Source organism: Frankia sp. CcI49 (genome assembly GCF_001983215.1).
Taxonomy (GTDB): domain Bacteria; phylum Actinomycetota; class Actinomycetes; order Frankiales; family Frankiaceae; genus Parafrankia; species Parafrankia irregularis.
In genome coordinates, this window is sequence record NZ_MOWP01000014.1 from 19,038 (window position 1) to 43,535 (window position 24,498).

The 24,498-nt window shown below is 70.9% G+C and carries 21 protein-coding genes; 14 read left to right on the forward strand and 7 right to left on the reverse strand.

The features are described 5' to 3' along the window. Window positions 1–81: 81 nt before the first annotated feature. The 3 genes from CcI49_RS12035 to CcI49_RS42065 all read right to left on the reverse strand — a co-directional run bounded on the left by CcI49_RS12035 (window position 82) and on the right by CcI49_RS42065 (window position 3,325). Window positions 82–1,857, reverse strand: coding sequence for a hypothetical protein (locus CcI49_RS12035; RefSeq protein ID WP_076826549.1), 1,776 nt, complete (start codon window positions 1,855–1,857; stop codon window positions 82–84). A gap of 255 nt (window positions 1,858–2,112) precedes the next feature. After that, on the reverse strand, window positions 2,113–3,099 hold the full coding sequence (locus CcI49_RS12040) for a (2Fe-2S)-binding protein (RefSeq protein ID WP_076826551.1): 987 nt from the start codon (window positions 3,097–3,099) through the stop codon (window positions 2,113–2,115). A 76-nt stretch (window positions 3,100–3,175) separates the two neighbouring features. After that, a complete protein-coding gene (locus CcI49_RS42065) occupies window positions 3,176–3,325 on the reverse strand; it encodes a hypothetical protein (RefSeq protein ID WP_158230759.1) in 150 nt (49 codons plus the stop codon). Between the two features lie 320 nt (window positions 3,326–3,645). Between CcI49_RS42065 and CcI49_RS12045 the strand changes: the two genes are divergently transcribed. From CcI49_RS12045 to CcI49_RS12055, 3 genes are all read left to right on the forward strand, one after another. Continuing rightward, window positions 3,646–4,326: a CrcB family protein gene (locus CcI49_RS12045; protein ID WP_241840027.1), complete on the forward strand. Its 681-nt coding sequence runs from the start codon at window positions 3,646–3,648 to the stop codon at window positions 4,324–4,326. Continuing rightward, window positions 4,323–4,694 carry a fluoride efflux transporter CrcB gene (crcB, locus tag CcI49_RS12050; protein ID WP_076826553.1) on the forward strand — a complete coding sequence of 124 codons (372 nt, stop codon included), beginning with the start codon at window positions 4,323–4,325 and terminating at the stop codon, window positions 4,692–4,694. The genes CcI49_RS12045 and crcB overlap by 4 nt, the downstream gene beginning before the upstream one ends. Before the next feature lie 246 nt (window positions 4,695–4,940). Then, window positions 4,941–5,393 carry a pyridoxamine 5'-phosphate oxidase family protein gene (locus CcI49_RS12055; protein WP_076826555.1) on the forward strand — a complete coding sequence of 151 codons (453 nt, stop codon included), beginning with the start codon at window positions 4,941–4,943 and terminating at the stop codon, window positions 5,391–5,393. A 44-nt stretch (window positions 5,394–5,437) separates the two neighbouring features. Here CcI49_RS12055 and CcI49_RS12060 read toward each other — a convergent pair whose 3' ends face one another. Together CcI49_RS12060 and CcI49_RS12065 are read right to left on the reverse strand one after the other, a co-directional pair. Beyond that, window positions 5,438–5,860: a TOBE domain-containing protein gene (locus CcI49_RS12060; RefSeq protein ID WP_054564801.1), complete on the reverse strand. Its 423-nt coding sequence runs from the start codon at window positions 5,858–5,860 to the stop codon at window positions 5,438–5,440. 406 nt (window positions 5,861–6,266) lie between these two features. After that, window positions 6,267–6,878 carry a hypothetical protein gene (locus CcI49_RS12065; protein ID WP_241840028.1) on the reverse strand — a complete coding sequence of 204 codons (612 nt, stop codon included), beginning with the start codon at window positions 6,876–6,878 and terminating at the stop codon, window positions 6,267–6,269. Between the two features lie 649 nt (window positions 6,879–7,527). Between CcI49_RS12065 and CcI49_RS12070 the strand changes: the two genes are divergently transcribed. The 10 genes from CcI49_RS12070 to CcI49_RS12120 all read left to right on the forward strand — a co-directional run bounded on the left by CcI49_RS12070 (window position 7,528) and on the right by CcI49_RS12120 (window position 18,925). After that, window positions 7,528–8,535: an LLM class flavin-dependent oxidoreductase gene (locus CcI49_RS12070; RefSeq protein WP_054564802.1), complete on the forward strand. Its 1,008-nt coding sequence runs from the start codon at window positions 7,528–7,530 to the stop codon at window positions 8,533–8,535. A 206-nt stretch (window positions 8,536–8,741) separates the two neighbouring features. Further along, window positions 8,742–9,809, forward strand: a complete 1,068-nt coding sequence (locus CcI49_RS12075; protein ID WP_083749485.1) for an iron ABC transporter permease — start codon at window positions 8,742–8,744, stop codon at window positions 9,807–9,809. Between the two features lie 89 nt (window positions 9,810–9,898). Further along, a complete protein-coding gene (locus tag CcI49_RS12080) occupies window positions 9,899–10,705 on the forward strand; it encodes an ABC transporter ATP-binding protein (RefSeq protein ID WP_076826835.1) in 807 nt (268 codons plus the stop codon). Between the two features lie 506 nt (window positions 10,706–11,211). Next, window positions 11,212–12,300: a hypothetical protein gene (locus CcI49_RS12090; protein ID WP_076826557.1), complete on the forward strand. Its 1,089-nt coding sequence runs from the start codon at window positions 11,212–11,214 to the stop codon at window positions 12,298–12,300. 403 nt (window positions 12,301–12,703) lie between these two features. Further along, a complete protein-coding gene (locus CcI49_RS12095; protein WP_076826560.1) occupies window positions 12,704–13,780 on the forward strand; it encodes a hypothetical protein in 1,077 nt (358 codons plus the stop codon). 71 nt (window positions 13,781–13,851) lie between these two features. Next, window positions 13,852–14,739: a hypothetical protein gene (locus CcI49_RS12100; protein ID WP_198955512.1), complete on the forward strand. Its 888-nt coding sequence runs from the start codon at window positions 13,852–13,854 to the stop codon at window positions 14,737–14,739. A gap of 48 nt (window positions 14,740–14,787) precedes the next feature. Next, the gene (locus tag CcI49_RS12105) at window positions 14,788–15,684 is read left to right on the forward strand and encodes a hypothetical protein (RefSeq protein WP_131831077.1); all 897 of its coding nucleotides are present in this window, start codon (window positions 14,788–14,790) and stop codon (window positions 15,682–15,684) included. 75 nt (window positions 15,685–15,759) lie between these two features. After that, the gene (locus CcI49_RS12110) at window positions 15,760–16,551 is read left to right on the forward strand and encodes an SDR family oxidoreductase (RefSeq protein ID WP_076826564.1); all 792 of its coding nucleotides are present in this window, start codon (window positions 15,760–15,762) and stop codon (window positions 16,549–16,551) included. 113 nt (window positions 16,552–16,664) lie between these two features. Beyond that, window positions 16,665–17,717, forward strand: a complete 1,053-nt coding sequence (locus tag CcI49_RS12115) for an aspartate-semialdehyde dehydrogenase (protein ID WP_054564808.1) — start codon at window positions 16,665–16,667, stop codon at window positions 17,715–17,717. Next, window positions 17,708–18,925: a hypothetical protein gene (locus CcI49_RS12120; RefSeq protein WP_076826566.1), complete on the forward strand. Its 1,218-nt coding sequence runs from the start codon at window positions 17,708–17,710 to the stop codon at window positions 18,923–18,925. The genes CcI49_RS12115 and CcI49_RS12120 overlap by 10 nt, the downstream gene beginning before the upstream one ends. A gap of 65 nt (window positions 18,926–18,990) precedes the next feature. Here the strand turns inward: CcI49_RS12120 and CcI49_RS41510 are convergent, their stop codons facing one another. Further along, complete coding sequence (locus CcI49_RS41510; RefSeq protein ID WP_131831078.1) at window positions 18,991–19,227, reverse strand: hypothetical protein; 237 nt, start codon at window positions 19,225–19,227, stop codon at window positions 18,991–18,993. A 459-nt stretch (window positions 19,228–19,686) separates the two neighbouring features. After that, window positions 19,687–20,475, reverse strand: coding sequence for an SAM-dependent methyltransferase (locus CcI49_RS12125; protein ID WP_235497621.1), 789 nt, complete (start codon window positions 20,473–20,475; stop codon window positions 19,687–19,689). Between the two features lie 416 nt (window positions 20,476–20,891). Between CcI49_RS12125 and CcI49_RS12130 the strand changes: the two genes are divergently transcribed. Beyond that, entirely contained in the window at window positions 20,892–24,491 is a 3,600-nt protein-coding gene (locus tag CcI49_RS12130) for a DEAD/DEAH box helicase (protein WP_076826568.1), read from the forward strand. Window positions 24,492–24,498 lie beyond the last annotated feature (7 nt).

Genomic DNA, 24,498 nt, shown 5'->3' on the forward strand with positions numbered 1-24,498 from the left:
GCCCTGCCGGCTCTGGCCGCCCTGCCGGCTCTGGCGGCTCTGGCGGCTCTGGCGGCTGTGGCAGGCCGTCGCTGTGGGGCATCAGAGCCGGGCGGCGACGGACGGCTTGTGCACCGACGGCTTGTGCACGGGTGACTTGTGCGGGGCGGCGGCTTCGTGCGGCGGGGTTCGGTCAGGCCGGTCCCCGGACGTCCGCGGCCGCAGCGTCTGGGTCCGCTCGACGTCGAAGGCGATCTGCTCGCCGTAGGCGTCCTGGTAGCCGCCACGCACCCGGCGGCCATGGGTGAGCACCACTCCGACCAGGGGAACGGCTGTGGCGTCGGCCTGCGCGCGCAGCCGCCGCAGCGGACCGCCCGGGGTGCGCCAACGAGCCACCGCGATGATCCCGGTCGCGGTCGCGGCGAGCAGGAACGCGTCGGCGGTCGGACCGGTAGCCGGTGTGTCGACGAGGACGATGTCGAAGAGCTTCTTGAGCCGGCTCATCGTCTCGGTGAGCTCCGCCCTGCCCAGCAGCCCGGCCGGGTCGGTGGCCAGCTGGCCGCGGGGAACGAAGGCGAGCTCGCCGCCCTCCGCGGTCGAATACGTCCGGATGGCGGTGGCGAGGTCGGTGGTTCCCCGCGCGAGCTGGGCGAGCCCCACCGCGGCCGCGGGGAGCCCGAACCGGGCGGTGAGCCGGCCGGTTCGAAGGTCACCGTCCACCAGCGCCACCCGGCAGCCGCCGGCCGCCAGCGCCGTCGCGAGGCCCAGGGCTGTCGCCGTCCGCCCGTCCTGGCGTCCAGGGCTGGCCAGGACGTACAGCCCGCGCCCGCCGACGGCGGTGAGCACGCCGGCGGCGGCGTGGTGGCCAGGCTGCGGAGAGCTCCGTGGCCCGTCAGCCTCGTCGGCGCGGCCACGTTCAACGGAACGGCCGCGTCCCCTGATACCGCCGCGCTCCCTGACACCGCGACGCTCCCTTGCATCGCCACGCTCAGTGGAACGGCCGCGTTCTCCGAAACGGCCGCGTTCCCCGGTGGTGGGGACCTCGCCCAGCAGCCGGGTGCCCAACAACCGGGCGGCCGCCTCGCCGTCACCGACCTCGCGCCGCCGGCCGGCCCGGAGCCAGGCCACCGTGCCCGCGAGCAGCACTCCCAGCAGCAGCCCGAGCAGGCCGCCCCGTTCCGCCCGCGCCGCGTCACTGGACGGATGCGGCACCGTCGCGTTCTCGACGAAGACCGTTCCCGAGCCGAACAGCGCCGCCTCCGTCTGGGCCCGGGCGGCGGTCTGCTGAAGCTCGCCGAGCGCGGTGGYCGCCGCGGCGGCCCGCGCGCTGTCGCCGGGGCCAGGCGTGAACAGCTGGTCGAGCTGGGTCTGCGCCCGTGCCACCGCCGCGAGCTGGCTGTTCACCGTGTCGTTGGTGGACTGCAGGGTCAGCTCGCGGAACGCCGCGACGACGGCGTCCGCCCGGCGTTCCGCCTGTTCGGCACCCGAGCCGGTGGCCGTCACGACCAGAACGTCCGCATCCGCGGTGGCGGTGACCTCGACCGCCGTCTGCAGTGTCGCCAGCGACGTCCCGTCCGTCAGTGACCGCGCCGCCGTCGCCAGCACGTCGGTGCTCTCGGCGAACCGGGCCCGGGCACTCGCGTACCGGCCGAGATCCGCACCGGACGCACTGCCACCCAGAATCACCGTGAGGCCGCGGGGATTCGCCAGGCCGATCCGGGCGAGGGCTTTCGTGGGCGGCGCGGCGAGCAAACCATGAATCACGCCGGCGAGTACGGCCAGAACTATGACCACGGATGAGGCGAGCCGGTAACGCCAGAGCGACGCCAGCGGCCCGGGGCCGACGTCGTAGTCCGGGTCATGGTCGGAGACCTGCATCACACCCCCCTGGGAGTCGGTAACGCTAACACGAACCCGACAACCGGACGGGAATCAGGAGCAAGAATTGACCAGGCCGATTCTGATCACGACTTGACGAGCAAAAATCAACCACCGCGATGAACCAGCGGCAATTCGGTCTCCTCTTTTATTGCCGCGTACTGAATAATGGCGCAGGATTCACCGCGGGGCGCCCGCACGCCCACGCCCCGTCGGGCAGGAAGGGCAGGAAGGGCGTGTCACGCCACCCGTTTCTCAGCGCCGGTCCAGCGGGCAGTCTCCGCAGGTGCCGCCACCGGGTACCCGGTAGAACAGGCAACAGCTGCGCCGCACGACGGACGGGACCACCAGCTGACCGTCCGGGGTCAGACTGTGGACGGTTGTGCCGGCCAGCGGCGGGGTCGCGAGCAGCCGCGCGGTCAGCCGGCCAATGCCTGCCCCCGAGTCCTCGGCGCAGGCCCGAGCCAGACGCGCGGCCGTGGCCGGAGCCGTGGCCGGAGCCGTGCTGGCCTTATTCGGCTGGGTGCGGAGGAACCGGATCAGCATCCCCGTGGCGCCGACCAGCGCGGAGGCCGCATTCCCCCACAGCAGGCCGAGCGCGAGCCCGGTCTCGGCCCGCACGGCCGCGAAGTACGGCCGCAGGTTCCGCTCGACGATCACCTCGCGGATCAGGTCCGCCGCTTCCAGGTGGCCCTCGGCCTGCACAGCCGGCCAGGTCGGTGTGGCCAACGTCGGTGCGGCCGTGGTCGGCGTCGCCGGTGTCCCCGGCGCGGCCGATGCGGCCGGTGTCCACGGTGCGGCCGATGCGGCCGGTGCGGGTCGCCAGCCGGCGGGCCGGTCGACGATCAGCCGGAGCGGGGCTGTCAGCCGCGGCTGCACCCGCAGCACCGCCGGGTCGAGGTCGGGGACGATGCCCGAGGTCGCCCACGTGCCCAGCGCCACCGACCACAACCGGGCCGCATGGCCGAGCGCGAGCGTCGACGCGGCCACCCGCCGCTCGACGCCGCCCAGCCGCTCGTTGACCCCGTCGACGGCCGCGGCGAGCGCGGCGCCCCCGCTGTTGAGCTCAGCGACCGCGACGGGCTCGAACCGAGCATGTTCGACGTCGCTGGCGGAGGCCGTGGGCGCGGGGCGTTCGATTGCGTCCAGAACGTCGGCTTCGAAGTACGGGCTGATGGCGGCAAGGCTCGCCAGCGCCGAGCGCGCCCGCGAACCGTCGACCGGTACCCAGGCAGGACTCAACCGCGCCTCCTGTCGGCATGCACGACGTCCATGGACGTCCGCACCGGGCGGTGCACACTCCCTGGAGACCATATCCTCAGATCTCGCCCGGCAGCAGCGGCAACCCCAAGCCACAGCCCGAAGAATTGAGGATTTTCGTCGTTCCAGCGACCAAAATTCTTAATTCTTGCCACGCGGCAACGGCAGCCGAATCGGCAGCCGTGGGCCACGACTCGAAGATCTGCACATTTTCGTCGTTCCAACGACCAAAATCCTCGGGTCTTGCTCGGCGGCAACGGTAGCCCGAGGCTAGGGCTCGGGATTCCGCGGCCGGCCCCCAACAACCATTACCCTCAGGTCTTGCTCGGTAACAGAAGCAGCGGTAGCCGGGAGCTCAGAATCACTGGCTGCTCTGACCGCATACGCGGATCGGGAATTTCACCGTGAACTGATCGATGATGCCTGACCGTGACCGGATGTCCTGTGTCGGGCGTCCCGGGCGACGATGTGCGGCCAGCGGTGCGAAACTGCGTCTGAGCTGTGTCTTCAGTGGGATCGGAGTGGTCAGTGCCGTCGCCGTCGCCGTCGCCGTCGCACCCTCGTCCGGTCGACCCCGATGTCGACCTGTCCGATCCTGGCGAACGGGCGGAACTGCGGCCCGCCCCCTGGCCGGTGCTCGGGGCCATCGCCGTCGGTGGTGCGCTGGGGGCACTCGCCCGCCATGGGCTGGCGGTGGCCTTCCCGCACGAGCCGGGCGACTTCGACGGCGCGACCCTGGCGATCAACACCTCCGGCTGCTTTCTCATCGGTGTACTGATGGAACTGGTCGCGACCGTCTGGGCGGGGCGGCGGCTGGTCCGGCCATTTCTCGGCGTCGGTGTGCTCGGCGGCTACACGACGTTCTCCACCTACGTCGTCGACGTGCAGCAGTCGGTCGACGCGGGCGCGGTCGACACGGCGCTGGTGTTCCTCGCCGTGTCCGTCGTTGCCGCACTCGCCGCCGTCGCAGCGGGTTCCGCCCTGGCGGAGCGTGCCCTGCGCCGGCACGCTCCGACCGACCCCGGCCCCGACCTCGGCGCAGATCTCGGCGTTGTCGCGAATCCTGGCCTCGTCGCCGACGTCGGCCCCGACCTCAGCCCTGCTCTCAGCGCCGACACCCATGCCGACGCGGGCGGCGTCGCTCGAGACGGCGACGGCGACGGCGACGGAGACGGGTGCGGGAGCGGGAGCGGAGGTGGTGCGCGGTGACCGTTCTGTGGGTCGCGCTGGGGGCGGCGCTCGGCGCGCCGCTGAGGTATCTCACCGACCGGGCGGTCCAGTCCCGGCACAGTTCGGTCATGCCCTGGGGCACCTTGGCGGTCAATGTCGCCGGGTCGCTGCTGCTGGGGTTCCTGGTCGGGCTGCCGGCGTCCGCCGCGGTCCGGGCCGCTGCCGGCACGGGGCTGTGCGGCGCGCTGACCACGTACTCCACGTTCGGGTACGAGACCGTGCGGCTGGCGCGGGACGGCGACCGCCGCCAGGCCGTCCTGAATGTCGCGCTGAGCGTCGGTGCAGGTCTCGGCGCCGCGTTCCTCGGCGTGGCACTCGGCCACGCGGTCGGCGGGCCCACCGGGTAGGCCACGGCGGTTCCGCGGAACCGCCGCACCGCGTAGGTCACCACAGCACCGCGGAACCGCCCCACCCGCGGCACCGCGGAACCGTGGCGGACCCTCCGGCCGGGCGATGCGGGTTCACCGCGCGAATCCCAGCGCGAATCCCGAGCGCGAATCCCCGGCGAAGGCGATGCGCCGGGCGTACTGCCAGCCATACGTTCGTTCGGCACCGTCGTGTACGGCGGGCACCCAGCCCACGAAGGGACAACGATGAGAGAGCAGCGCCGAGGCCGCAAGATCGCCATGAGCCAGGCCGAGATCGACGTCTTCCTCGCCGAGCAGCGAACCTGCCGGGTGGCGACCTCAAGCCCGAGTGGCCCTCATCTGACGCCGCTGTGGTTCGCCTGGGACGGCACGTCGCTGTGGCTGAACTCGGTCGTCAAGAGCCAGCGCTGGACGGACCTTGAGCGGGATCCGCGGGTGGCGGTGGTCGTCGACACCGGTGACGCCTTCACCGAGCTGCGCGGGGTGGAGATCCGCGGACGAGTGGGGAGCGTCGGGGACGTCCCGCGCGGCGGTGCCCCCGACCCCGACCTGGAAACCCCGGAGCTGCTGTACGCCCGCAAGTACACCGGCGGCGACAAGATGCACTACGACGGCCGGCACGCGTGGCTGCGGGTCACCCCGGAGAAGCTCACCAGCTGGGACTTCCGCAAGATGTAATGCCGCGAGCAGCGCAACAGCGCGGCCGGTTGTGCCCCGCGGCTCTACAGCGCGGAGAAGGCGACCTCCGTCGACTTGATCAGGGCGGTCACCGGCGTGCCCGGGGCGAGGCCCAGGTCGTCGGCGGAGGCGCGGGTGATGGCCGCGGTCAGCTCGACGTCGGACGAAAGGGCGATACGGGCGAGGGCCATCGCGCCGCCGGTGTCGAGGCCGACCAGGGTGCCGCTGAGCTGGTTGCGGATGGTCAGCCCGGACGTCTCGCCGGTGGCGAGGGAGACGTCGGTCGCCTTCACGAGCACCTCGACGGCGGAGCCGATTCCGACGCCGACCTCCTTGATGGCGTCCATGGTGACCGCGGAGGTGACGATTTCACCGTTCGGGAGCTCAATGCGAACGGTACCCATCACCGCGCCGCTGGTTATGTCGGACACGGTCCCGGTCAGCCGGTTACGGATGCTCAAGGTCATGTCTGGGACAGTAACGAGGTCCTGTTGCGGCCCGGTTGCGTCCGCGCGGAAGTGCCGTGGCCCGTGTCACCTGAGCTGGTTGGATCCACACCATCGTGCGGGTGGGGGACGTCATCGTCCGCCCCACCCGCACGACCGGCCGGTGGCCCGACCGGCGTGGCCGCGCGCACATCCCGAATCGGGTCCCGGTTTCCCGCTTCCATGGGCCGGGCTTCCGGAATCGCCGATTCCGGAGGTGGTGGTCGTCGGGTTCGGGAATTCGCGGATCCTCGAGGCTCCCCTGAATCCCCCGAGGATTTCCGCACTGTTCCGACCCGGGAATCGCCCAGCTCGCCTCCGGACCGGGCCCGGTTCCGGCACCGGGCCCGGCGCAGGTCCGCGCGCGGACCTGGCGTGTGGGAGGGGGTCAGGAACCCACGCGCACCAGGGTGATCGAGGTGATCCACGAGACGTACCGGCCGCCCTTGGTGTCGGACGGAACGGTCAGCCGCGGGCCGACGTCGGCGAGGGAGACGCCGTCCTCGGTCGAGGCGACGAGGGCCTGGACGCCACCGAAGCCGGTGGTGATCTCGGGCCAGGACAGGACTGACTCGTAGCCGTCGCTGGCCTTGACCAGCACCGCGTAGCGCAGCAGGTCGTTCTTGACCTCGGTGCGGAATTTGGGCACGGCCGCGGTGATCAGGTCGACGAGCTTCGCACCGGTGTAGGTGTGGGTCTGCGTGCCGGAGCCGCTGACGAACGAGACCGTCTGGGTGTACTGCGGGTAGTTCGCCAGGTCGGCGACGGTGAGACGCAGGGTCTTCTCGACCTCGCCCTTCACGACGAAGGAGCCGGGCTTGGGCGTCGGCTTCGGCTTCGAGGGGTGCTCGGGCGCGCTGCTGTGCGACGAGGAGCCGCCGGAGGCCTGGGCCGCCACGCCCGGGACGAACGCGACGAAGGCCGCGATCAGGAGGGCGGGAACGGCGAGCATGGCGGTGAACCGCCGGAACAGGACCCTGCGGATGGGGTGCGGCGACATCTGACCGTCTCTCTGTGTGTGCCGGGGAAGTGAATCGAGCGGAGCGGGCTCGATGCGATGGCGGTGCGAGAGCGCCCGCCGCCCCGAGCAGGGTCAGGCAAGGGACGAGGCGCAAGAGGCTCCATACCGTGCTTGCTTCCCGCGCCCTAGCGAATCTCCGCATCTAAGGAGCAAGCATCTGCAGATAGCCGTATCTGCGGATACGAAGACGTCACGTTGCCATCCGGTCGCATCCGACAGTCCCTCTCAGAAAATCGGACGAACCGTGACGTATCGGACGACTTCTCACCCCTTTGCGACGTCGCTCGCCAGCCGCGTTACAAGGCGAGTACTTCCGCAATACTCGCCCGTTACCTGGACATCCGGTCACGCCAGCGGATCCGTGGATTAGGGAGATGACCGCCATGACATCCGCAGATGCGTGAGCTACTCTCGATTCGTTCCGCATCTGAGGAGTGACGGGCAACGAGAGCCCGACGCCACCCCCTGCGCACCGCTGCCCTAGGGACGCACTCCCCCCGCGGACACCTTCAGCAACTGTTTGATCACCAAACGCCGTCAGGGCATGGCTGGTCGGGGGGAAACGCTTGAGTACACGCCAGTTTCGCAGTCTGCGTCGCAGACAGGTACCCAGCCTGCGACGACGATCATGAAGTTCGGCCTTCCCGGTGGCCGGGGCGACCTCGACACGACGCGACCCGACTCCCTGGCGGAGCTGGGGCGCGTCGCGGAGGAGCTCGGCTTCGACAGCCTCTGGTTCAGCGACGGCCATCTGACCTCGGTGGGCTCACGCACGCTGCGGGCGCGGCCGGCGCCCGTTCCGATGGCGGCGGCCGTCGCGGCCACCACCAGCCGGATCCGGATCGGGTTCACCGCGCTGCACCTGGCGCTCTACGACCCGATCCGGCTCGCCGCCGACCTCGCGACGCTCGACCGGATCTCGGGCGGTCGGGTGATTCTCGGTGTCGGCTGGCCCATCCCCGAATACGCGCGGGTCGCACGGTCCCCGGGTGGGAACGGTGTGGATCTGCCCGAGGCGCTCGACACCGTGCTGCGGTACTGGCGCGGGCATCCGGTCGTCGCCGACGGCGCGCAGTACCGGGTCGGGCCGACGCCTGCACAGCACCCGCATCCCACGGTCGAGGTCGCGGCGCATTCCGACGAGTCGGTCGCGTGGGCGGCGAGCCGGGGCCACGGCCTGATCCTCGCCGCGGTCGAGTCGGGGCCGTCACTCGCCAGCCGTGTCGCGGTGTTCACCTCCCATGGCGGCCGCGCCTGCGACCTGCGGATCGAACGGTTCTGCCTGGTCGCTCGCACTGACAGCGAGGCCGTTGCGATCGCCCGCCCGCTCGTCGAGAAGCTCACCGCGCGGCTGGCCGCCCACGGCGTCCACGAGCACGGGCACCTGACCGGCGGCGAGCCGGACCTCGACCCGGCCCGGTTCCTGCACGAGACCGCGATCGTCGGCGGTCCCGAGACGGTGGCGCGGCGGATGGCGGAGCTGCGGGACTCGCTCGGCATCGAACGGGTCAGCCTCCGCCCCTCGTTCAGCGCCTCCGTCCCGCTGCGGATCCAGCAGAACACGGTCCGGCTCTTCGCGGGCGAGGTCGTCCCCCGGCTGGAGAACCTGCCGGCGAGTCTGGCGGCCCGCCGATGAGCGCCCCATCGATGCCCGGCGAGCTCGCGAAGCCGTCCGGTGAGACGGACGCCGACGCCACCGACGCCGCTGGTGCCGCCGGTTCCGCCGGGACTTCCGGCAACGCAGACACCGCAGACACCGCAGACACCACAGGCACCGCCGCAACCGCAGACACCTCTGTCGCCTCGGTCGCTGACGGCTCGGTATCCGAAGGTTCGGCGGAGGTGCCTGACGGGCCTGGGACGACCTCCGAACCCCGGGCCGCGCGCGGCAGGGTCGTGGCGCTGCTGGTGAGCGGCGGCCGCGTCGGACTGCTCGCGGTGCTGCTCGCGGTGCTCGTCGTGGTCTCCTTCGGGCTGGGGCGTTTCTCGCTGAGCCCGGAGACCGTCGTGAAGATCCTCGCCCATGAGATCGCGGGCATCGGCCCGGAGATCGGCGGGCAGGAGCGGGCCGTCGTGATGAACATCCGGCTGCCGCGGATCCTCGCGGCGCTGCTGGTGGGCGCGGCGCTGGCGTCGTCCGGGGCCGCCTACCAGACGATGTTCCGTAATCCGCTGGTGTCCCCGGAGGTTCTCGGGGTGGCGGCGGGCGCGGGCTTCGGAGCCTCGGTGTCGATCCTCATCGGCCTGCCCACCGCGGCGCTGCAGACGATCTCGTTCGGCTGCGGGCTGCTCGCGGCCGTCCTCGCGGTGAGCATCGCGCGGCTCGTGGGCCGCGGCTCGCTGATCATCCTGGTGCTCGGCGGGGTCATCATCGGCGCCATGTTCAACGCGCTGATCTCCAGCGCACAGTACTTCGCCAACCCGGAGACGACCCTGCCGGAGATCACCTTCTGGCTCTTCGGCAACCTGGGCCGGGCCAGCATGCACAGTCTCCTCGTGCCGGCGATCATCATCGGGGTGTGCCTGGTCGTGCTCTACACGGTGCGCTGGCCGTTGACCGTGCTCGCCACCGGTGACGACGAGGCGCGCTCGCTCGGCGTGAACCGCACCCGGATCTGGGCCGTGACGATCACGGCGTCGACGCTGATGACCGCTACGGCGGTGAGCGTGGCGGGCATCATCGGCTGGGTCGGGCTCGTCGTCCCGCACCTGGCCCGTTTCGCCGCGGGCCCGTCGTTCAACCGCATGCTTCCGGTGACGACGCTGCTCGGGGCGGGGTATCTGCTGGCCGTCGACGACGTCGCCCGCACCGCGACCGAGCTCGACCTTCCGTTGGGCATCCTGACCGCACTCATCGGCGCGCCGTTCTTCGTCGCGCTTCTGGCCAGGGCGGGCCGACAGTGGCTGTGATCGAGGCCGCCGGGCCGGCGACACCACAGACCGGGGACTCCCCGGGCGGCGCCGCGGCCGCGCGCACGGCCGCGGCGCCGCGAGTACAGATGGATGATCTGACGTTCAGCTATCCCCGGGGCGGCCATCGGCTGACCGGGGTCAGCCTGACCCTGGCCGAGGCCGAGGTCTGCTGCCTGCTGGGACCGAACGGCGCGGGGAAGACGACGCTGCTGCGCTGTCTGCTCGGCCTGCTCCGGCCGCATCGGGGCACCGTCCGCATCGACGGGCGGGACGTCGGCTCGATGTCGGCCCGCGACCTGGCCAGGCGGGTGGCCTATGTGCCGCAGACCGCGTCCACCCCGTTCCCCTTCACCGCACTGGACATCGCGGTGATGGGCCGCACGCCGCACCTCCCGCCGCTGTCCGCTCCGAGCGAGGCGGACCGCCGGCTCGCCCGCGACCAGCTCGACCGTCTCGGGATCATCCGCCTGGCCGACCGCCCCTTCCCGCACCTGTCGGGAGGTGAGCGACAGCTCGTCCTGCTCGCGCGGGCCCTGGTGCAGCAGGCACCGGTGCTCGTGCTGGACGAGCCGACGGCCGCCTTGGACTACGGCAACGAGGTGCGGATCCTGCGGGTGGTCGAGGAGCTGGCCCGCCACGGCCATTCCGTGGTCATGACGTCGCATCAGCCGTCGCATGCGCTGACGTACTCCGATCGGGCGGTGCTGATGGCCGACGGCCAGGTCGTCGCCGCCGGCCGGCCGGCGGACGTCGTCACCGGCGAGAGCCTGACCCGGCTTTACGGCGTGGACGTCCACGTGACCGGAATCGAGCTGCCCGCCGGGAACGGAACACACGAGGTACGCACCTGCGTCCCGATCCCGACCCGACTCGTCTCGGGACCACGGGGATGAGGGCCGGCCGGATGGTTTCCCGATCCGTCGATGGGGGATCGGAGGAGACCGGGAAACCATCCGGCCCAACAGCCGCCGCGAAACATGAAGTTTTCACAGTGAACCCCTTCCAGCCCATTCCAGAACACGCTAGAATCCGATTCAACAGATCCGCCCGGTCAGCGGGTCGACACATTCTGGCAGGTTCTCCCAGCGGAATGTGGAGAGCGGAAGAAGTTCTCGCCGGCACGAAGTCGCCGCGGTCACACCACCACCGGCCGGATGTTATCCGATGATCCAGGGCCGCCAATGACGCAGGCCCGACCCGGTGGAAAGAACACCCGGCGCGATCAGTTTCCCCGGTTCAGCACCGATCGCCACACCGAGGTGGCACGGCGGACGCGGGCTGCGCCCGGCCGCCGCCATCATCGCACCGCACCGTCCTTGTCGTTCAGCCAGGAACGACGGAAACGCCGCGGTTCCCATCGCGAAGCCAACTCAGTCATCCTCGTCCCGGAGGAGATCTCATGACGGAACTCGTCGTCGATCCGACCAGAATTCGCCAGTTCGGCGATCCGACCGACACCGAGTTCTGCCTGGTGACGAACACCTCTCTGCTGGACAAGGTGCAGGTCGTCAACACCGAGGGCTACGTCGGAACACGAATAATCGTGTTCACCGGCGGGACCGAGGAGTTTGCGCGCATCATGCGGGAAGAGGTTCCCGAACAGGCACACGTGCTGGTCATGTCGCCAGAATGTTTTTTCCAGTCGCCACCTCCGGACGTGCTCGGCCCGCGCCGCAAGCTGCTGGGCATGGCCTGCAACTCCACTCCGACGGACCTGTCCGTCCTGGCCCACTTCCTGCGCTGTATCGAGGCCACCGACCCCGATGCCCAGGAGGCGTTCTCCGACCGCTTCTTCGAGCTGGCCGAGCGCGGTGACGTGCTCGAATACCGGAACGAGCAGTACGGCACGGTGGCCCGGATGCGGCTCTGGGACCGCGAGCTGGTGTGGAACCAGCAGGCCGGCCGCGTGGACTGGGGCGAGCAGCAGATCGTGCCGGCCGGCGAGATCAGCGTGCTGCCGATCGAAATAATCGAATTCGAGGAGCACTTGTCCCTGCCTCTCGACGGCGAGATAATCATTGCGGGCCTCCCGATTCTCCACTCAGGCACCCCGTCCTTCTCCCGGCTCGACCAGAAGCGCGTTCACAGCGAACTGTGGCCAATGCGCGAAAACCCGGTACGGGCCACCGTGGAGAACGGTAAGATAACAGCACTCCAAGCGATCGGCCCGGCCGGCCAGCAGGTGGTCGACATGCTGGCGGCGCTCTTCAAGGTCGACTCACGTTACCGCCTGGTATGGGAAATCGGCCACGCGGTGAACACGACCCTCGAACTACTGCCCGGAAACCACGCGATGAACGAGGTGTACGGCGCCACCCAGGGCTGCCTGCACTGGGGAATCGGGCTCACCCCCTTCACCCAGTACCACCTCGACATCATCGCCCCCGGCACCGTCGTCACGAACGACCGCGGCGACGTCCTCCTCGGCGTCCTGGACAACGAAATCACCCAGRTGCCGCCCCAGACTCCGGTAGGCCTGGCCAGCTGACCGGCGCGGCGAGACGCACCACCCTCGCCGACTTCCTGCCCGACGCGTAGACCCCGCGAAGGAGGTGCAGCATGGAGCAGAAGAAGATCCAGGTCAAGAAGAACGACCGCTACCTGGGCACCCTCCTCGGCTGACCGGGCGGCGAGACGCATCGCTCTCGCCGATTTCCCGCCCACCGCGTAGACCCGCGAAGGAGGTGCAGCATGGAGCAGAAGAAGATCCAGGTCAAGAAGAACGACCGCTACCTGGGCACCCTCCTCGGCTGATGCCGTCGACTGGGGCGGGCCGGCTATGACCGGGCCGACCCGCCCCAGATCGAGGTTCCGGACCGTACACAGAACGTCGTTTCATGACTTCCCTGCCGGCCCAGGTGGGCCGGAATTCCCGAAATCGGGAGGACTCAATGGCACAGTTCGTCGTCCATCCCGACCGGCATCACGTCTTCGGGAATCCCGGTGAGACGTTCCTCCTCCTCACCCAGGCCGACCGCGTCGAGGACTTCGCCCTCGCCCCGAGCACCCGGTACAGTCGGGCCGCCATCGGCACGATCGAGGCCGACGAGTCGCTCGACGACGTCCTGCGCTCCGATCGCTGCCCGGCGAGCGCTGACATCTTCGTGGTCTGCCCGGACCGGTTCGTGACCTCCCCCGAACCGGCGTCCCTCGGGCCCGGGCGACGTCTGGTCGCCATGCCCTGCGGGTCGACGCCGGTGACCGACGCCCAGGTGGCCTACTTCCTCACCGTCGTCGAGAGCACCGACCCGGTGGCGCTGGAGGCGCGGGCGGACCGGCTGTTCGGCGCACTGAGCGAGACCCCGTACGTCTGGCTGACCGCGCCCCGCGAGGCGACGTCGGCGACCTTCGCCATCTCGGCCGACTACGAGTGGAACCAGCAGGCCGGCACGCTGGGCCCCGGCGAGCAGCAGATCGCGCCGTCGGGTGAGGCCAGTGCCGCCCCGACCGGCCTGTACCGGTTCGACACGTCCCAGCGCCTCGACCTGAACGGGACCATCACCCTGCTCGGCGCCCCGATCGTGCACCGCGGTGACGATCCGGACTGTGTCGAGGAGCAGGCCACGCTGTTCAAGGACCTGGACGCGCTGCGCGACAACCCGGTGATCATGACCTTCACCAACGGCCTGGTGACGGACGTCCGTCCGACCGACCCGGCCGGAAAGGGCGCGGTGGCGGCGCTGACCGACCTGTACGCGGCCGACGAGGCCTACCGGGTGTTGTGGGAGTTCGGGATCGGCCTGAACCCGGTGCTGCGCCAGCAGCCCGGCAACTGCGGGCTGAACGAGATGTTCGGCGCGAACAACGGCGTGGTGCACCTCGGCTTCGGCCTGACCCCCACCACCCGCTACGCACTGACGTTCACGTGTGTCGACACGGTGATGACCGACGAGGCCGGGACCACGGTGGCCGGCCCCGTCCCGCCGCGGCGGCTGGTACGCCGGCGCACCCCGGACTGCGGCTGCTGAGCGTCGAGCGGCAGATCCGTCCCGAGAACCGGACTTCTTCTGAAGCCAGAGCTTTCCGAAAGGAGCGCACCATGGACGACAACCCGCGTGACTGGTACGGCGAGCCGCGTGCCGCGGCGAAGGCCCGGGCCGGTCAGGTCTCACCCGGTCTGCGCCAGCAGATCGACGACACGCTCGACGCCCGGATCGCGAAGTTCTACGCCGACATCCCGTACGCGGACCACCAGATGTCCGGCAAGGAAATCAACATCGAGTACTACAAGCGGCACAACATCGAGACGATCCTGCGGCTGCGCCGTAAGCGGACCATCGACGCGCTGGCGATCGGCTACTTCTCGAAGCGCGACCCGGTCCGGGGCGCGAAATGGGCGCACTACGTCGAGGACGAGATGCTCCACGACGAGTGGTTCGCCGGCGACCTCGCGAAGATCGGTGTCAGCAAGGACGAGATCTACTCCACCGAGCCGTTCGCCTCGACCAAACTGCTGACCGGCTACCTGCAGTACGGCATGGAGTTCGAGGGAACGCCGCTGGCGCTGCTGTGCAGCGTCTACTTCGTCGAGTACGTGACGACGAAGACRCAGCCCTCCTGGGTGCGCAACCTGGAGCAGGCGCTGGGCCGGGAGAAGCTCGCCGGGGCCCGCCGCCACGTCGGCACCGACATCGAGGACGAGCACGCCACGTTCGTCTGGGACGTCCTCGTCTCCCTGGTCGGGTCGCCGGCCGAGGAGGCCCGGGTGATCGAGCACATGGAGGTCGTCGCGAACCTCTGGGTCGCCTACTTCCTCGAGCTCTACCAGCACGTCGTCGCGAGCGGGACGGCCGACGCCGGAGCGGACACCGGCCCGGCCGAGGCCGCGGCCACCAGCACGGCAGCGACCACCGAGGCGGCAGCGGGTACGGGTGCGGACGCCGACCCGTTCGCCGCCGGCAAGGCACTCGCCGCCGGGCTCGTCTGAGCCATGGTGGCCGCCCAGGCGCCGTCGGCTCCACCAGCCGGTTCGGCGGTGGCCGACGCGCCCGCCGTCCCGGCCGGCACGACTCCTTCCGTGCCGGCCGGGACGGGCCTGGCCTCTGACCCGGTTCCGGATCCCGCCCCGACTCCGACCCCGGCCCCGGCCCCGCCCCTGGACCTGCTGCGCTTCCACTCTGACGACAATCCGCTCGACACCGGGACGGACCGGTGGCTCAAGGAAGGCCTCGCGGCCGCGCTGCCCGACCTGCGCATGACGGCGCTGTTCGAGGCCCGGCCCGACCTGTTCCGCTCCACCGAGCACCTCGTCGTCTGCACCCGCGCGGACGGACGTCCCGTCGCCGCGCTCGGTGCGAGCTGGGCGTCGACCGCCGCCGCCGAACGGTTCCTGCACATCGGCATCCAGTTCGTCGACCGCGACCTGCGCGGCGGTGCCGCGTTCAGCTCCAGCTGGCTGGCCCTGCTCGAACAGGTCGTCGCCACCGCCGAGTTCCCGCGGATCAACGTGCTGCGCACCTACAACCCGGTCGCCTACTGCGCGATGCGCGCGTACGGCCAGCTGCCCGGCGCGGTGCTCTACCCCGACCCGCGGCGCGAGCAGCGCGACGCCCGCCTCGGTGAGCTCGCCTCCCGGGTCGCCGACGCGGTCGCGCCGGGTGCACCCTTCGACCGCCGGTGCGGACGGATCAGCGGCATCGGCGTGCCGACGGACCTCTACCAGGCCAGGCCCACCTGCGACGACCCGGCGGTCAACGACTACTTCCGGCGCCACACCCGTCCCGGCGACCGGATCCTCTGCATGGTTCACATCCGGTCCTCGGAGACCGTGACGGCGATCCTCGACGGGTTCACCCGCCGGCTCGGCCGTTCCCGCGGCTCCGCGGATCCGTCCACGAGCACGTCAGCCGCGTCGGCCGTACCGGCCACGTAGGCCGTGCCGATCACGTGGGTCACGTCGATCACGTCGGTCACGTCGATCACATCGGTCACCTGAACGGGAGCGCGCATGTTGGGACTCGAAGGAAAGATCACCGCGGTCATCGGGGCGGCGTCGGGAATCGGCCAGGCCATCGCGGTCGCGTTCGCCGAGCAGGGCGCCGTCGTGGCCTGCTCCGACGTCGACGGCGACGGGCTGAAGGCCACCACCGCCGCCATCGAGGCCGCCGGCGGGCCGACCGACGCCAGCATCGTCGACGTGCGCAGCTCCGCCGAGGTCGACAGCTGGCTCGGCCGGGTCGTCGCCGAGCACGGCCGGCTCGACGTCGCGGTCTGCACCCCCGGGATCAACATCCGCAAGCCGCTGATCGAGTACACCGACGCCGAGTACGACGCCGTCACCGACGTCAACCTGCGCGGCGGCTTCAACGTCCTGCGCGGCGCGGGACGGATCATGGCCCCGCAGGGCAGCGGCAGCATGATCGTGATCTCCTCGATCAGCAGCCGCGTCGTCGAGCCCGGCCAGGTGATCTACGCCGGGACGAAGGCGGCGCTCGCCCAGATGGTCCGCGTGTTCGCCGCCGAGCTGGGCCGCGCCGGCGTGCGGGTCAACGCGATCGCCCCCGGCCCGGTCGAGACGGCGCTGACCGAGCCGATCCGGGCCAGCAGCGCCTGGGCCGGCGCCTACGCGGAGAAGGTCGCGCTCGGCCGGTGGGCCCGCCCCAGCGAGATCGCCGGCCCGGCGGTGTTCCTCGCCTCCGACGCCGCGACGTACGTGACCGGTGAGCTGATGTTCGTCGACGGCGGCTGGGTGGACCTCGACGCCCAGTTCGCCGACCAGGACGCCGTCGCCACCGACTGAGCGTCCACCACCCGGGCGTCCACCGCCCGAGCACCGCGCAGACCGAGCACCGCGCAAGACCGAGCACCGCGCAAGACCGAGCACCGCGCAGACCGAGAAGGGGCACGAGAACAGTGGACATCGCCGTCATCGGCGCGACCGGCGTCGTCGGCAAGCAGTGCCTGCAGCTGCTGGATGCCGGGGCGCTGCCCGGCGTCCAGCGGGTGGTCCCGGTCGCTTCGGGCCGTTCCGCCGGCCGCGACCTCGCCGCCGAGTACGGCCTGGACCTGAAGGTCGAGCAGGTCGTGGCACTGGAGGACTTCGACCCGGCCGGGGCCGAGCACGCCGGGCTCGACCTGGCGATCTTCAGCGCGGGCGCGCCGATCAGCCTGGAGCTGGGCCCGAAGGTCGCCGCCGCCGGCGCGCTGGTCGTCGACAACAGCTCGGCGTTCCGGATGGAGGACGACGTCCCGCTGGTCGTCCCGCAGGTCAACCCGCACACGATGGCGACCCGCCCGGCGCGCGGGATCGTGTCCGTCCCGAACTGCTCGACGATCCAGCTGGTCCGGGCGCTGCACCCGCTGCGGGCGCTCGGCAACCTGGAACGGCTCGTCGTGGCGAGCTACCAGGCGGCGTCCGGTGGTGGGCTGCGCGGCCTGGAGGAGCTGGCGGCGACGTCCCGCGAGGTCCTCGACGGCGGTGAGCCGGCCGAGACGCCGAGCAGGTTCGGGCGGACGCTCGCGTTCAACCTGGTGCCCGAGATCGGCCTGCGCGACGACGCCGGGATCTCCCACGAGGAGCACAAGCTGCGCCGCGAGCCCCGCAAGATCCTCGAGCTGCCGGCGCTGCGGGTCGCCGCGACCGCGGTGCGCGTGCCGGTGGTCAACGGGCACTCCGAGGCGGTGCACATCACCTTCGACCGGCCGGTCACCGCCGCCGACGCGCTCGACGCGCTGCGCGCCGCCCCCGGCGTGCGGGCCTACGGTGAGGACGAGGGATATCCGCGGCCGCGGCAGGTGTGCTCCTCGGTGGAGTCCAGCTCGCTGGTGCATGTCGGACGGATCCGCGCCGACCTGGACGACCCGTGCTCGCTGCTGATGTGGGTCGTCGCCGACAACCTCATGGTCGGCGCCGCGCTGACCGCCGTGGAGATCGCCCGGCTCGCCACCGAGTCCACATGGATCTGACCGGCGGACCCGCAGCCGCTTCCGCCATCGTCCTGAAGTTCGGGGGCGCGTCGTTCGCCGCCCCCGGCTCGCACCGGCTCATCGCCCGGTACGTCGCGGACCGCCTCAGTGACGGCTGTTCCGGAACCGGAACCGGAACCGGCGCCGGGGCCGGGGCCGGGGGCCGCGCGCGGGCGGTGGTCGTGGTCAGTGCCGTGGCCGGCGAGACGGACCGGCTCTCGGCCCTGGTCAGGTCCGTCTCCCCCGACCCCGACCGGGACCTGCTCGGCACCGCGCTGATGACCGGGGAGACCGTCAACGTCGCGCTCATGACCGCCGCGCTGCGCGACGCCGGCCTGCCCGCCCTCGCGCTGACCGCCGCCGACACCGGGTTCCGCGGAACCGGCGAACCGCACCACGCCGACCTCGCCGAGATCGACCCGGCCATGCTGACGAAGCTCGCCGAACCGGGCCAGGTGCTGGTCATCCCCGGCGGCCAGGCCATCGGGCCGGACGGGCACCCGGTCATGCTCGGCCGCAACAGCTCCGACCTCTCCGCGATCGCCGCCGCCGCCGCGCTCGGCGCGCCGGCCTGCGAGATCTTCTCCGACTCCCCCGGCATCTGCACCGCCGACCCGCACCTGGTGCCGGACGCCCGCACGCTGGCACACCTGCCCTACGACATGATGATCACGATGTCGCGGCACGGCGCGAAGGTGCTGCACCACTCGGCCGTCGCCTGGGCCCGCACCCACGGCGTGGACATCCGGTGCCGCTCCCTGCTACCCGACGGGCAGCTGCACTCGGTGGTGGGCGACTCAGCGGGCGACCCAGTGGGCGACCCAGTGGGCGGCTCCGCGGAACCGCGCCAGCGCGAAACCGCGGCGCGGGCACCGATGCCGGCCCGCGGCGGCGCCGTCGTCGTGCACCGCACCGGTGTGGTGTGGGAAGGAGCCGCAGAGCAGATCCGTTCGGCGGTGAAGTGGGTGAACGGAGTGGGCCGCTCCGACGGTGACGTGGTCGTTGTCCCCCCGGCCGCCGGCTCCGCGGTGGCCCACCTCGTCGTCGCCGACGCCCTGCGGGACCTGTCCGGCCTCTCCCTGCGACGCACCGACCTGCGCCTGGTCACGACCATGTTCCCCGACGGCCGGACCGACCTGCGGCTGGTACCGGCGTCCGAGGTCACCGCGATGGCTCAGGCCCAGCACGACCTCGTCATCAGCACCTGACCAGACTCGTCGCCGACCACTGGCGGCGCCGGGGGCCGCGCGGGGCTGTGGAAAGCCGCCCTCTGCTACTGGTTCTTTGGCTCCTCGACAACCGCAGCGGCAATCAGCGCGACCAGATTGTCGGTCCAGCAGTCGCGCTCCTCCGTTGCGACTTCGACGCCACAGCCCGAGCAAACCAGATTGGGGCCATTCTGCCCGTCAGGGCCGCAGCAACCAATGCGCCGCCGAGGGTCGGCGTGACATGCCGTTCCCAGAAGGTCATTCGGGTTCAGAATCAACAAACTGCCATCAAAGTTGACCATGAATGTACCCTGCGCGATCAACGGCGGCGCGGCTCCATGGCCAGACGGCCCCGGGCCTGCCAGCTCTCCCAGCGGTTTACCTGCCCTCACCTCGCTGGTCAGAGGCTGCTTACAGCTTGCACAACGAAAGGTGACCACCGGCCTGTTGTACCAGCGGATCAGCAGGCACCAGACGGATCCGGGGCAACGGGTCCGACGTGGGCGTGGCGGGCCTCCCGGCGTCGGCCCCCGCGTGGTCTCCACAGGTACGGGTGTCCTGCGCGAGGATAGGACGGGTTCAGCGTCAGACGCATGGCGGGTCGCTGTGGGTGACACCACCTACCGGCCTGGGCTGCAGTACGCCCAGCAGGGACGGCGACCTGCTGGCCAGTGGCAGCGCGGACAGGACAGTGCGCTTGTGGGCGCTCCGACGTCGCCGGGGCTCGCGCGGGGCCGTGGAAAGCCCCGCGCGAGAGGCACTCAGGACTTCCGGGCGATTCCGCCGTACATGTGGACGTGCGCGTCGTCCGTGGCGGCCGCTGCCTCGTCGGAGTGCCAGTGGTTGACGAGAACCACGCCGGGATCGATGAGCTCGAGACCGGTGAACAGGCTTTCCGCCCGGGCTTTGTCCCGCGCGACCAGCGGGATTCCATTGGCGTTGTACGCGGCCACACCCACCCGCACTTCTTCCGGCGCGCTGTCGGCTGTGCAGGTGGACAGCGCCAGAACGCTCCCGGGCGCCAGCGGCGCCATGAGCTGCTCGATGAGGGACCGCACGACATCGTCGTCGACAATGAAGTGGACGATCGCGATCAGGCTCACCGCCACCGGCTGGGAGAGGTCGATGGTCTCCTGAAGCTGCGCCGAGCCCAGGATTGCCGCCGGGTCGCCGAAGTCCGCGTCGAGATAGGACGTCCGCCCTTCCGCCGAGCTGGTGAGAAGGGCACGCGCGTGCACCAGCACGATGGGGTCGTTGTCAACGTAGAGGATCCGCGCTTCGGGCGCGGCCTCCTGGACGACCTCGTGCAGGTTGGGCGGGGTCGGCAGGCCGGTTCCGATGTCCAGGAACTGGCGGAAGCCGTGCTCTTCGGCCAGGACGCGGGCGACCCTGGCCATGAAACTCCGGTTCGACCGCATGGATACCGGGAGATGCGGCCAGTCCTTCACAATATCTTCGGCAGCGGCACGGTCCGCCGGAAAGTTGTCCTTGCCGCCCAGGATGTAGTCGTAAACCCGGGCCGAGTGCGGAACGTCAGTCCTCAGATCCACGCCCGCCGGCACCCAGTCCGGCGCAGCCGATCCGGAGTTCCACCCCTCGTCACTTGCAGTCACAGATCCCCCTGCCTCCGGCCCCCCACTCAGGCCCCATAAGTCATTGCAAACCTTCCCATAACCCCATTAGGGGTACTCGGAAGGGTCAAGAAAAAGACCGTCGGGGTTCGGCCCGAACTCCGATCCGCGGCAAGCTCACCGAGCCGCTCTCCGGACGGACCCTTTGACCTGCGGAAATGCGTCTACCGCGGCGACCGGGGCCGGATCCTCAGCGGTGCCCAGTCGTCCGTCCCCACCGCGTGTGCCCCTTCCACGCCGACGCGGGTATCGCGGGCCTCCCGGGGTCGACCCCCACGTGGTCTCCGCAGGTAGGGGTGCCTGGGTCGGGATGGGACGGGTTTAGCGTCGTACGCATGCTGCCCGCCGAGTTGTGCGACGTCGATCGGGGCCATCTGCGGGTCGCTGTGGGTGACACCACCTACCGGCGTGGGCTGGGGTACGCCCAGGAGGGAGCCGTCCTCCAGGTGTCGTGGCGTCCGGCGGGGAACACCCTGGCCGGTGTGGTCGCGGGAAGCCACGGAGAGCGGTACCTGACCACCGTGCAGTTCACCGGCGTCGGCTCCGGTGAGCAGTGGTGGTTCGAGGGCGGGCGGTGCACCTGCCCGGTCGGCCTCGACTGCAAGCACGCCGTCGCGCTGGTGCTGGCGGCGGCCACCCGCGCCGGCGATACCGGCGCCGGTTCGGGCGGTGCCGGTTCGAACGGTGCCGGCCGCGCCGGTGGCACCCCTGCTCACCGGTCTGACGCCACCGGTGCACGGGACTGGGCGTCGTCGCTGGCGGCCCTGATCGGCGAACGATCGGCCACGAACGAGCCGCACGGCACGACGCCGCTCGCCATCGAGCTGACCCTCTCCGCCGAGTCCGCCGAAGTGCCGGCGGCGCGGTCGAGCCGTGGCGGGCGGGGCCGTCGGCGCAGTGATGGAAGGGGCGGCGCAGGTCGCGGCGGCGGGCCGTCAGTGGGTGTGCGGGCACGGCTGGTGAAGGCGGGGAAGACCGGCTGGATCAACGCGCTCCCCTGGTCGAAGCTGAACTCCCCGTACGGCGCTCAGCGCGACAGCTATCTCCCGGCGCACCTGCGAATTCTGCGGGAGATGTACGCCGTCTACCTTTCCGGGCAGGAGGAGACGGGGTACGGCGCCTACGTGTACGGCGACGTGAAATACCTCGACCTCGGCGCCTTCACGAGTCCGCGGCTGTGGCCGCTGCTCGACGAGGCCGCCGCGGCCGGAGTCCGGCTGGTGCACGGCAACCGGCGGCTCGCCGACATCGAGCGGTACAGCTCCGCGGAGCTGTACCTGGACGTGACCTCAGCCGAAGGCGAAGGCGGTGCTGAAGGCGAAGCCGGTGCCGGTGCCGGTGCTGCGGAACTCACCGTCGCTCCGCTGCTGTGCCTGACCGACGTCGACGCGGACATCGACGGGGGCCTCGCCCCAGACGTCGACGCGGATGCGGACGCGGATGCCGCGTTTGCGGTCGCGCCGATCGCGTTCATCGGCGATCACGGCGTCGTGGGCATCGACGGGGCGGAGATCGCGGCCTCGGATCGTCCTGAGGACTGGCACCTGCGACTCGTCCGGCTGAGCGTGCCAGCCTCCGCCGCGCTGATCCAGATGACGATGGAGACCGAGGTCCTGCGGATTCCGGCCGCCGAACAGCCGCGATTCGTCGACGAGTTCTACCCGCGGCTGCGCCGGGTGGCCCGGATCATCTCCAGTGACGGTTCGTTCGAGCCGCCGGTGATCACACCGCCGGAGCTGGTGATGCGGGCGGATTTCGGCCCGGGCCACGCCGTCGAGATCGCCTGGGAATGGGCCTACACGGTCGGCGGCGCTCGGCAGCGCACACCGCTGGCCAGCGCCTCCACCACCGCCGCCACGGGCGGGTTCCGTGACGAGGTGGCCGAGGCCGAGATCCTCGCCGGGCTGCGGCTGCCACCGGGGTCCACCGCGCTGCTGGCGCCGGGCGGGGGTGGCGACGTCCCCCGGCCGCCGGGCGAGGAGTACGTCTCGGCCGCTCCGGTGCGCCTCGCCGGTGTCGAGACGATGCGGTTCGCCACCGGGCTGCTCCCGCAGCTGACCGGGGTCGACGGTCTCACCGTCGAGGTCGGCGGACGTCCCGCGGACTACCGCGAGGCCGGGGAGCTGCTGCGGATCGAGGTGTCGACGGACGACGTCCCGGGTGAGACGGACTGGTTCGATCTCGGTGTCGCCGTCACACTGGCCGGGCGCGAGATCCCGTTCGCGGCGCTGCTGGCGGCACTGAGCCGGCAGGAGCCCTACCTGCTGCTCGACGACGGGGCCTACCTCAGCCTGGACCGGCCGGACCTGCGGGCGCTGCGCACCCTGGTCGAGGAGGCGAAGGCGCTGCGGGACACCCCCGGAGCCGGCGCCGGCGCCGGCTCCGGCGGGGAGCTGCGCATCAGCCGCTTCCAGGCCGGGCTGTGGGAGGAGCTCACCGGCATCGGCGTGGTCGTGCGCCAGGCGGAGGCGTGGCGCCGGCAGGTGTCGGGCCTGCTGGCCCTCGACGCCGCCGGCGCCAAGGAGCCGCCGGACACCCTCCAGGCCACGCTGCGGCCCTACCAGGCGGACGGGTTTCGCTGGCTGACCTTCCTGTGGGGATGCCAGCTCGGCGGCATCCTCGCCGACGACATGGGGCTCGGCAAGACGGTGCAGTCACTGGCGCTGATCTGCCACGCCCGCGAGACCGACCCGGGGCAGCCGCCGTTCCTCATCGTCGCGCCGACGAGCGTGGTGGCGAACTGGGCCGCGGAGGCCGCCCGGTTCGCACCGTCGCTGCGGGTGGCCGCCATCACCGACACGCTGCGCCGCCGCGGCGGATCCCTCCCCGAGATCATCGCGGGCGCCGATGTGGTCGTGACGTCCTACACGCTTTTCCGCCTCGATATCGAGGCGTATTCCGCCGTCTCCTGGGCCGGCCTGGTTCTCGACGAGGCGCAGACCGTCAAGAACCACCAGTCGAAGGCGTACCAGTGCGCGCGGCTGCTGCCCGCGCCGTTCAAGCTGGCGGTCACCGGAACGCCGCTGGAGAACAACGTGATGGAGCTGTGGTCACTGCTGTCGATCACCGCGCCGGGGCTTTTCCCGAACCGCGGCCGGTTCGACGCCTACTACGCCCGCCGGATCGAGAAGCAGGGTGACGCCGAGCGCCTGGCGCAGCTGCGGCGCCGGATCCGGCCGCTGATGCTGCGGCGTACCAAGGAACAGGTCGCGCCGGAGCTTCCCGCCAAACAGGAGCAGATCCTGGAGGTCGAGCTGCACACCCGGCACCGGCGGATCTACCAGACCCACCTGCAGCGTGAACGGCAGAAGATCCTGGGCCTCATCGGCGACCTGAACCGTAACCGGTTCACCATCCTGCGGTCGCTCACGGCGCTGCGGCAGCTCAGCCTGCACGCCGGCCTCGTCGACGACGAGCACGACGACACGCCCAGCGCGAAGATCGACGTCCTGCTCGAGCAGCTGCGGGACGTCGCCGACGGCGGGCACCGGGCCCTCGTCTTCAGCCAGTTCACCCGGTTCCTCGGCCGGGTCCGGGAAACACTCACCGCCGCCGGTATCGAACACTGCTATCTCGACGGCTCGACCCGCGACCGCCCCGAGGTCCTGCGACGGTTCAAGGAAGGTTCCGCGCCGGTCTTCCTCATCAGTCTCAAGGCCGGCGGATCCGGACTGAACCTGACCGAGGCGGACTACTGCTTCCTGCTCGACCCCTGGTGGAACCCGGCGACCGAGGCRCAGGCGGTGGACCGTACACACCGCATCGGCCAGTCCCGCAATGTCATGGTGTACCGGCTCGTCGCCAGGGACACCATCGAGGAGAAGGTGATGGCCCTGAAGGCACGCAAGGCCGAGCTGTTCTCCGGCGTGATGGACAGCGGCGAGTTCGTCGACACGGCGCTGGACGCCGACGACATCCGCGAGCTGCTGTCCTGACCTCCGG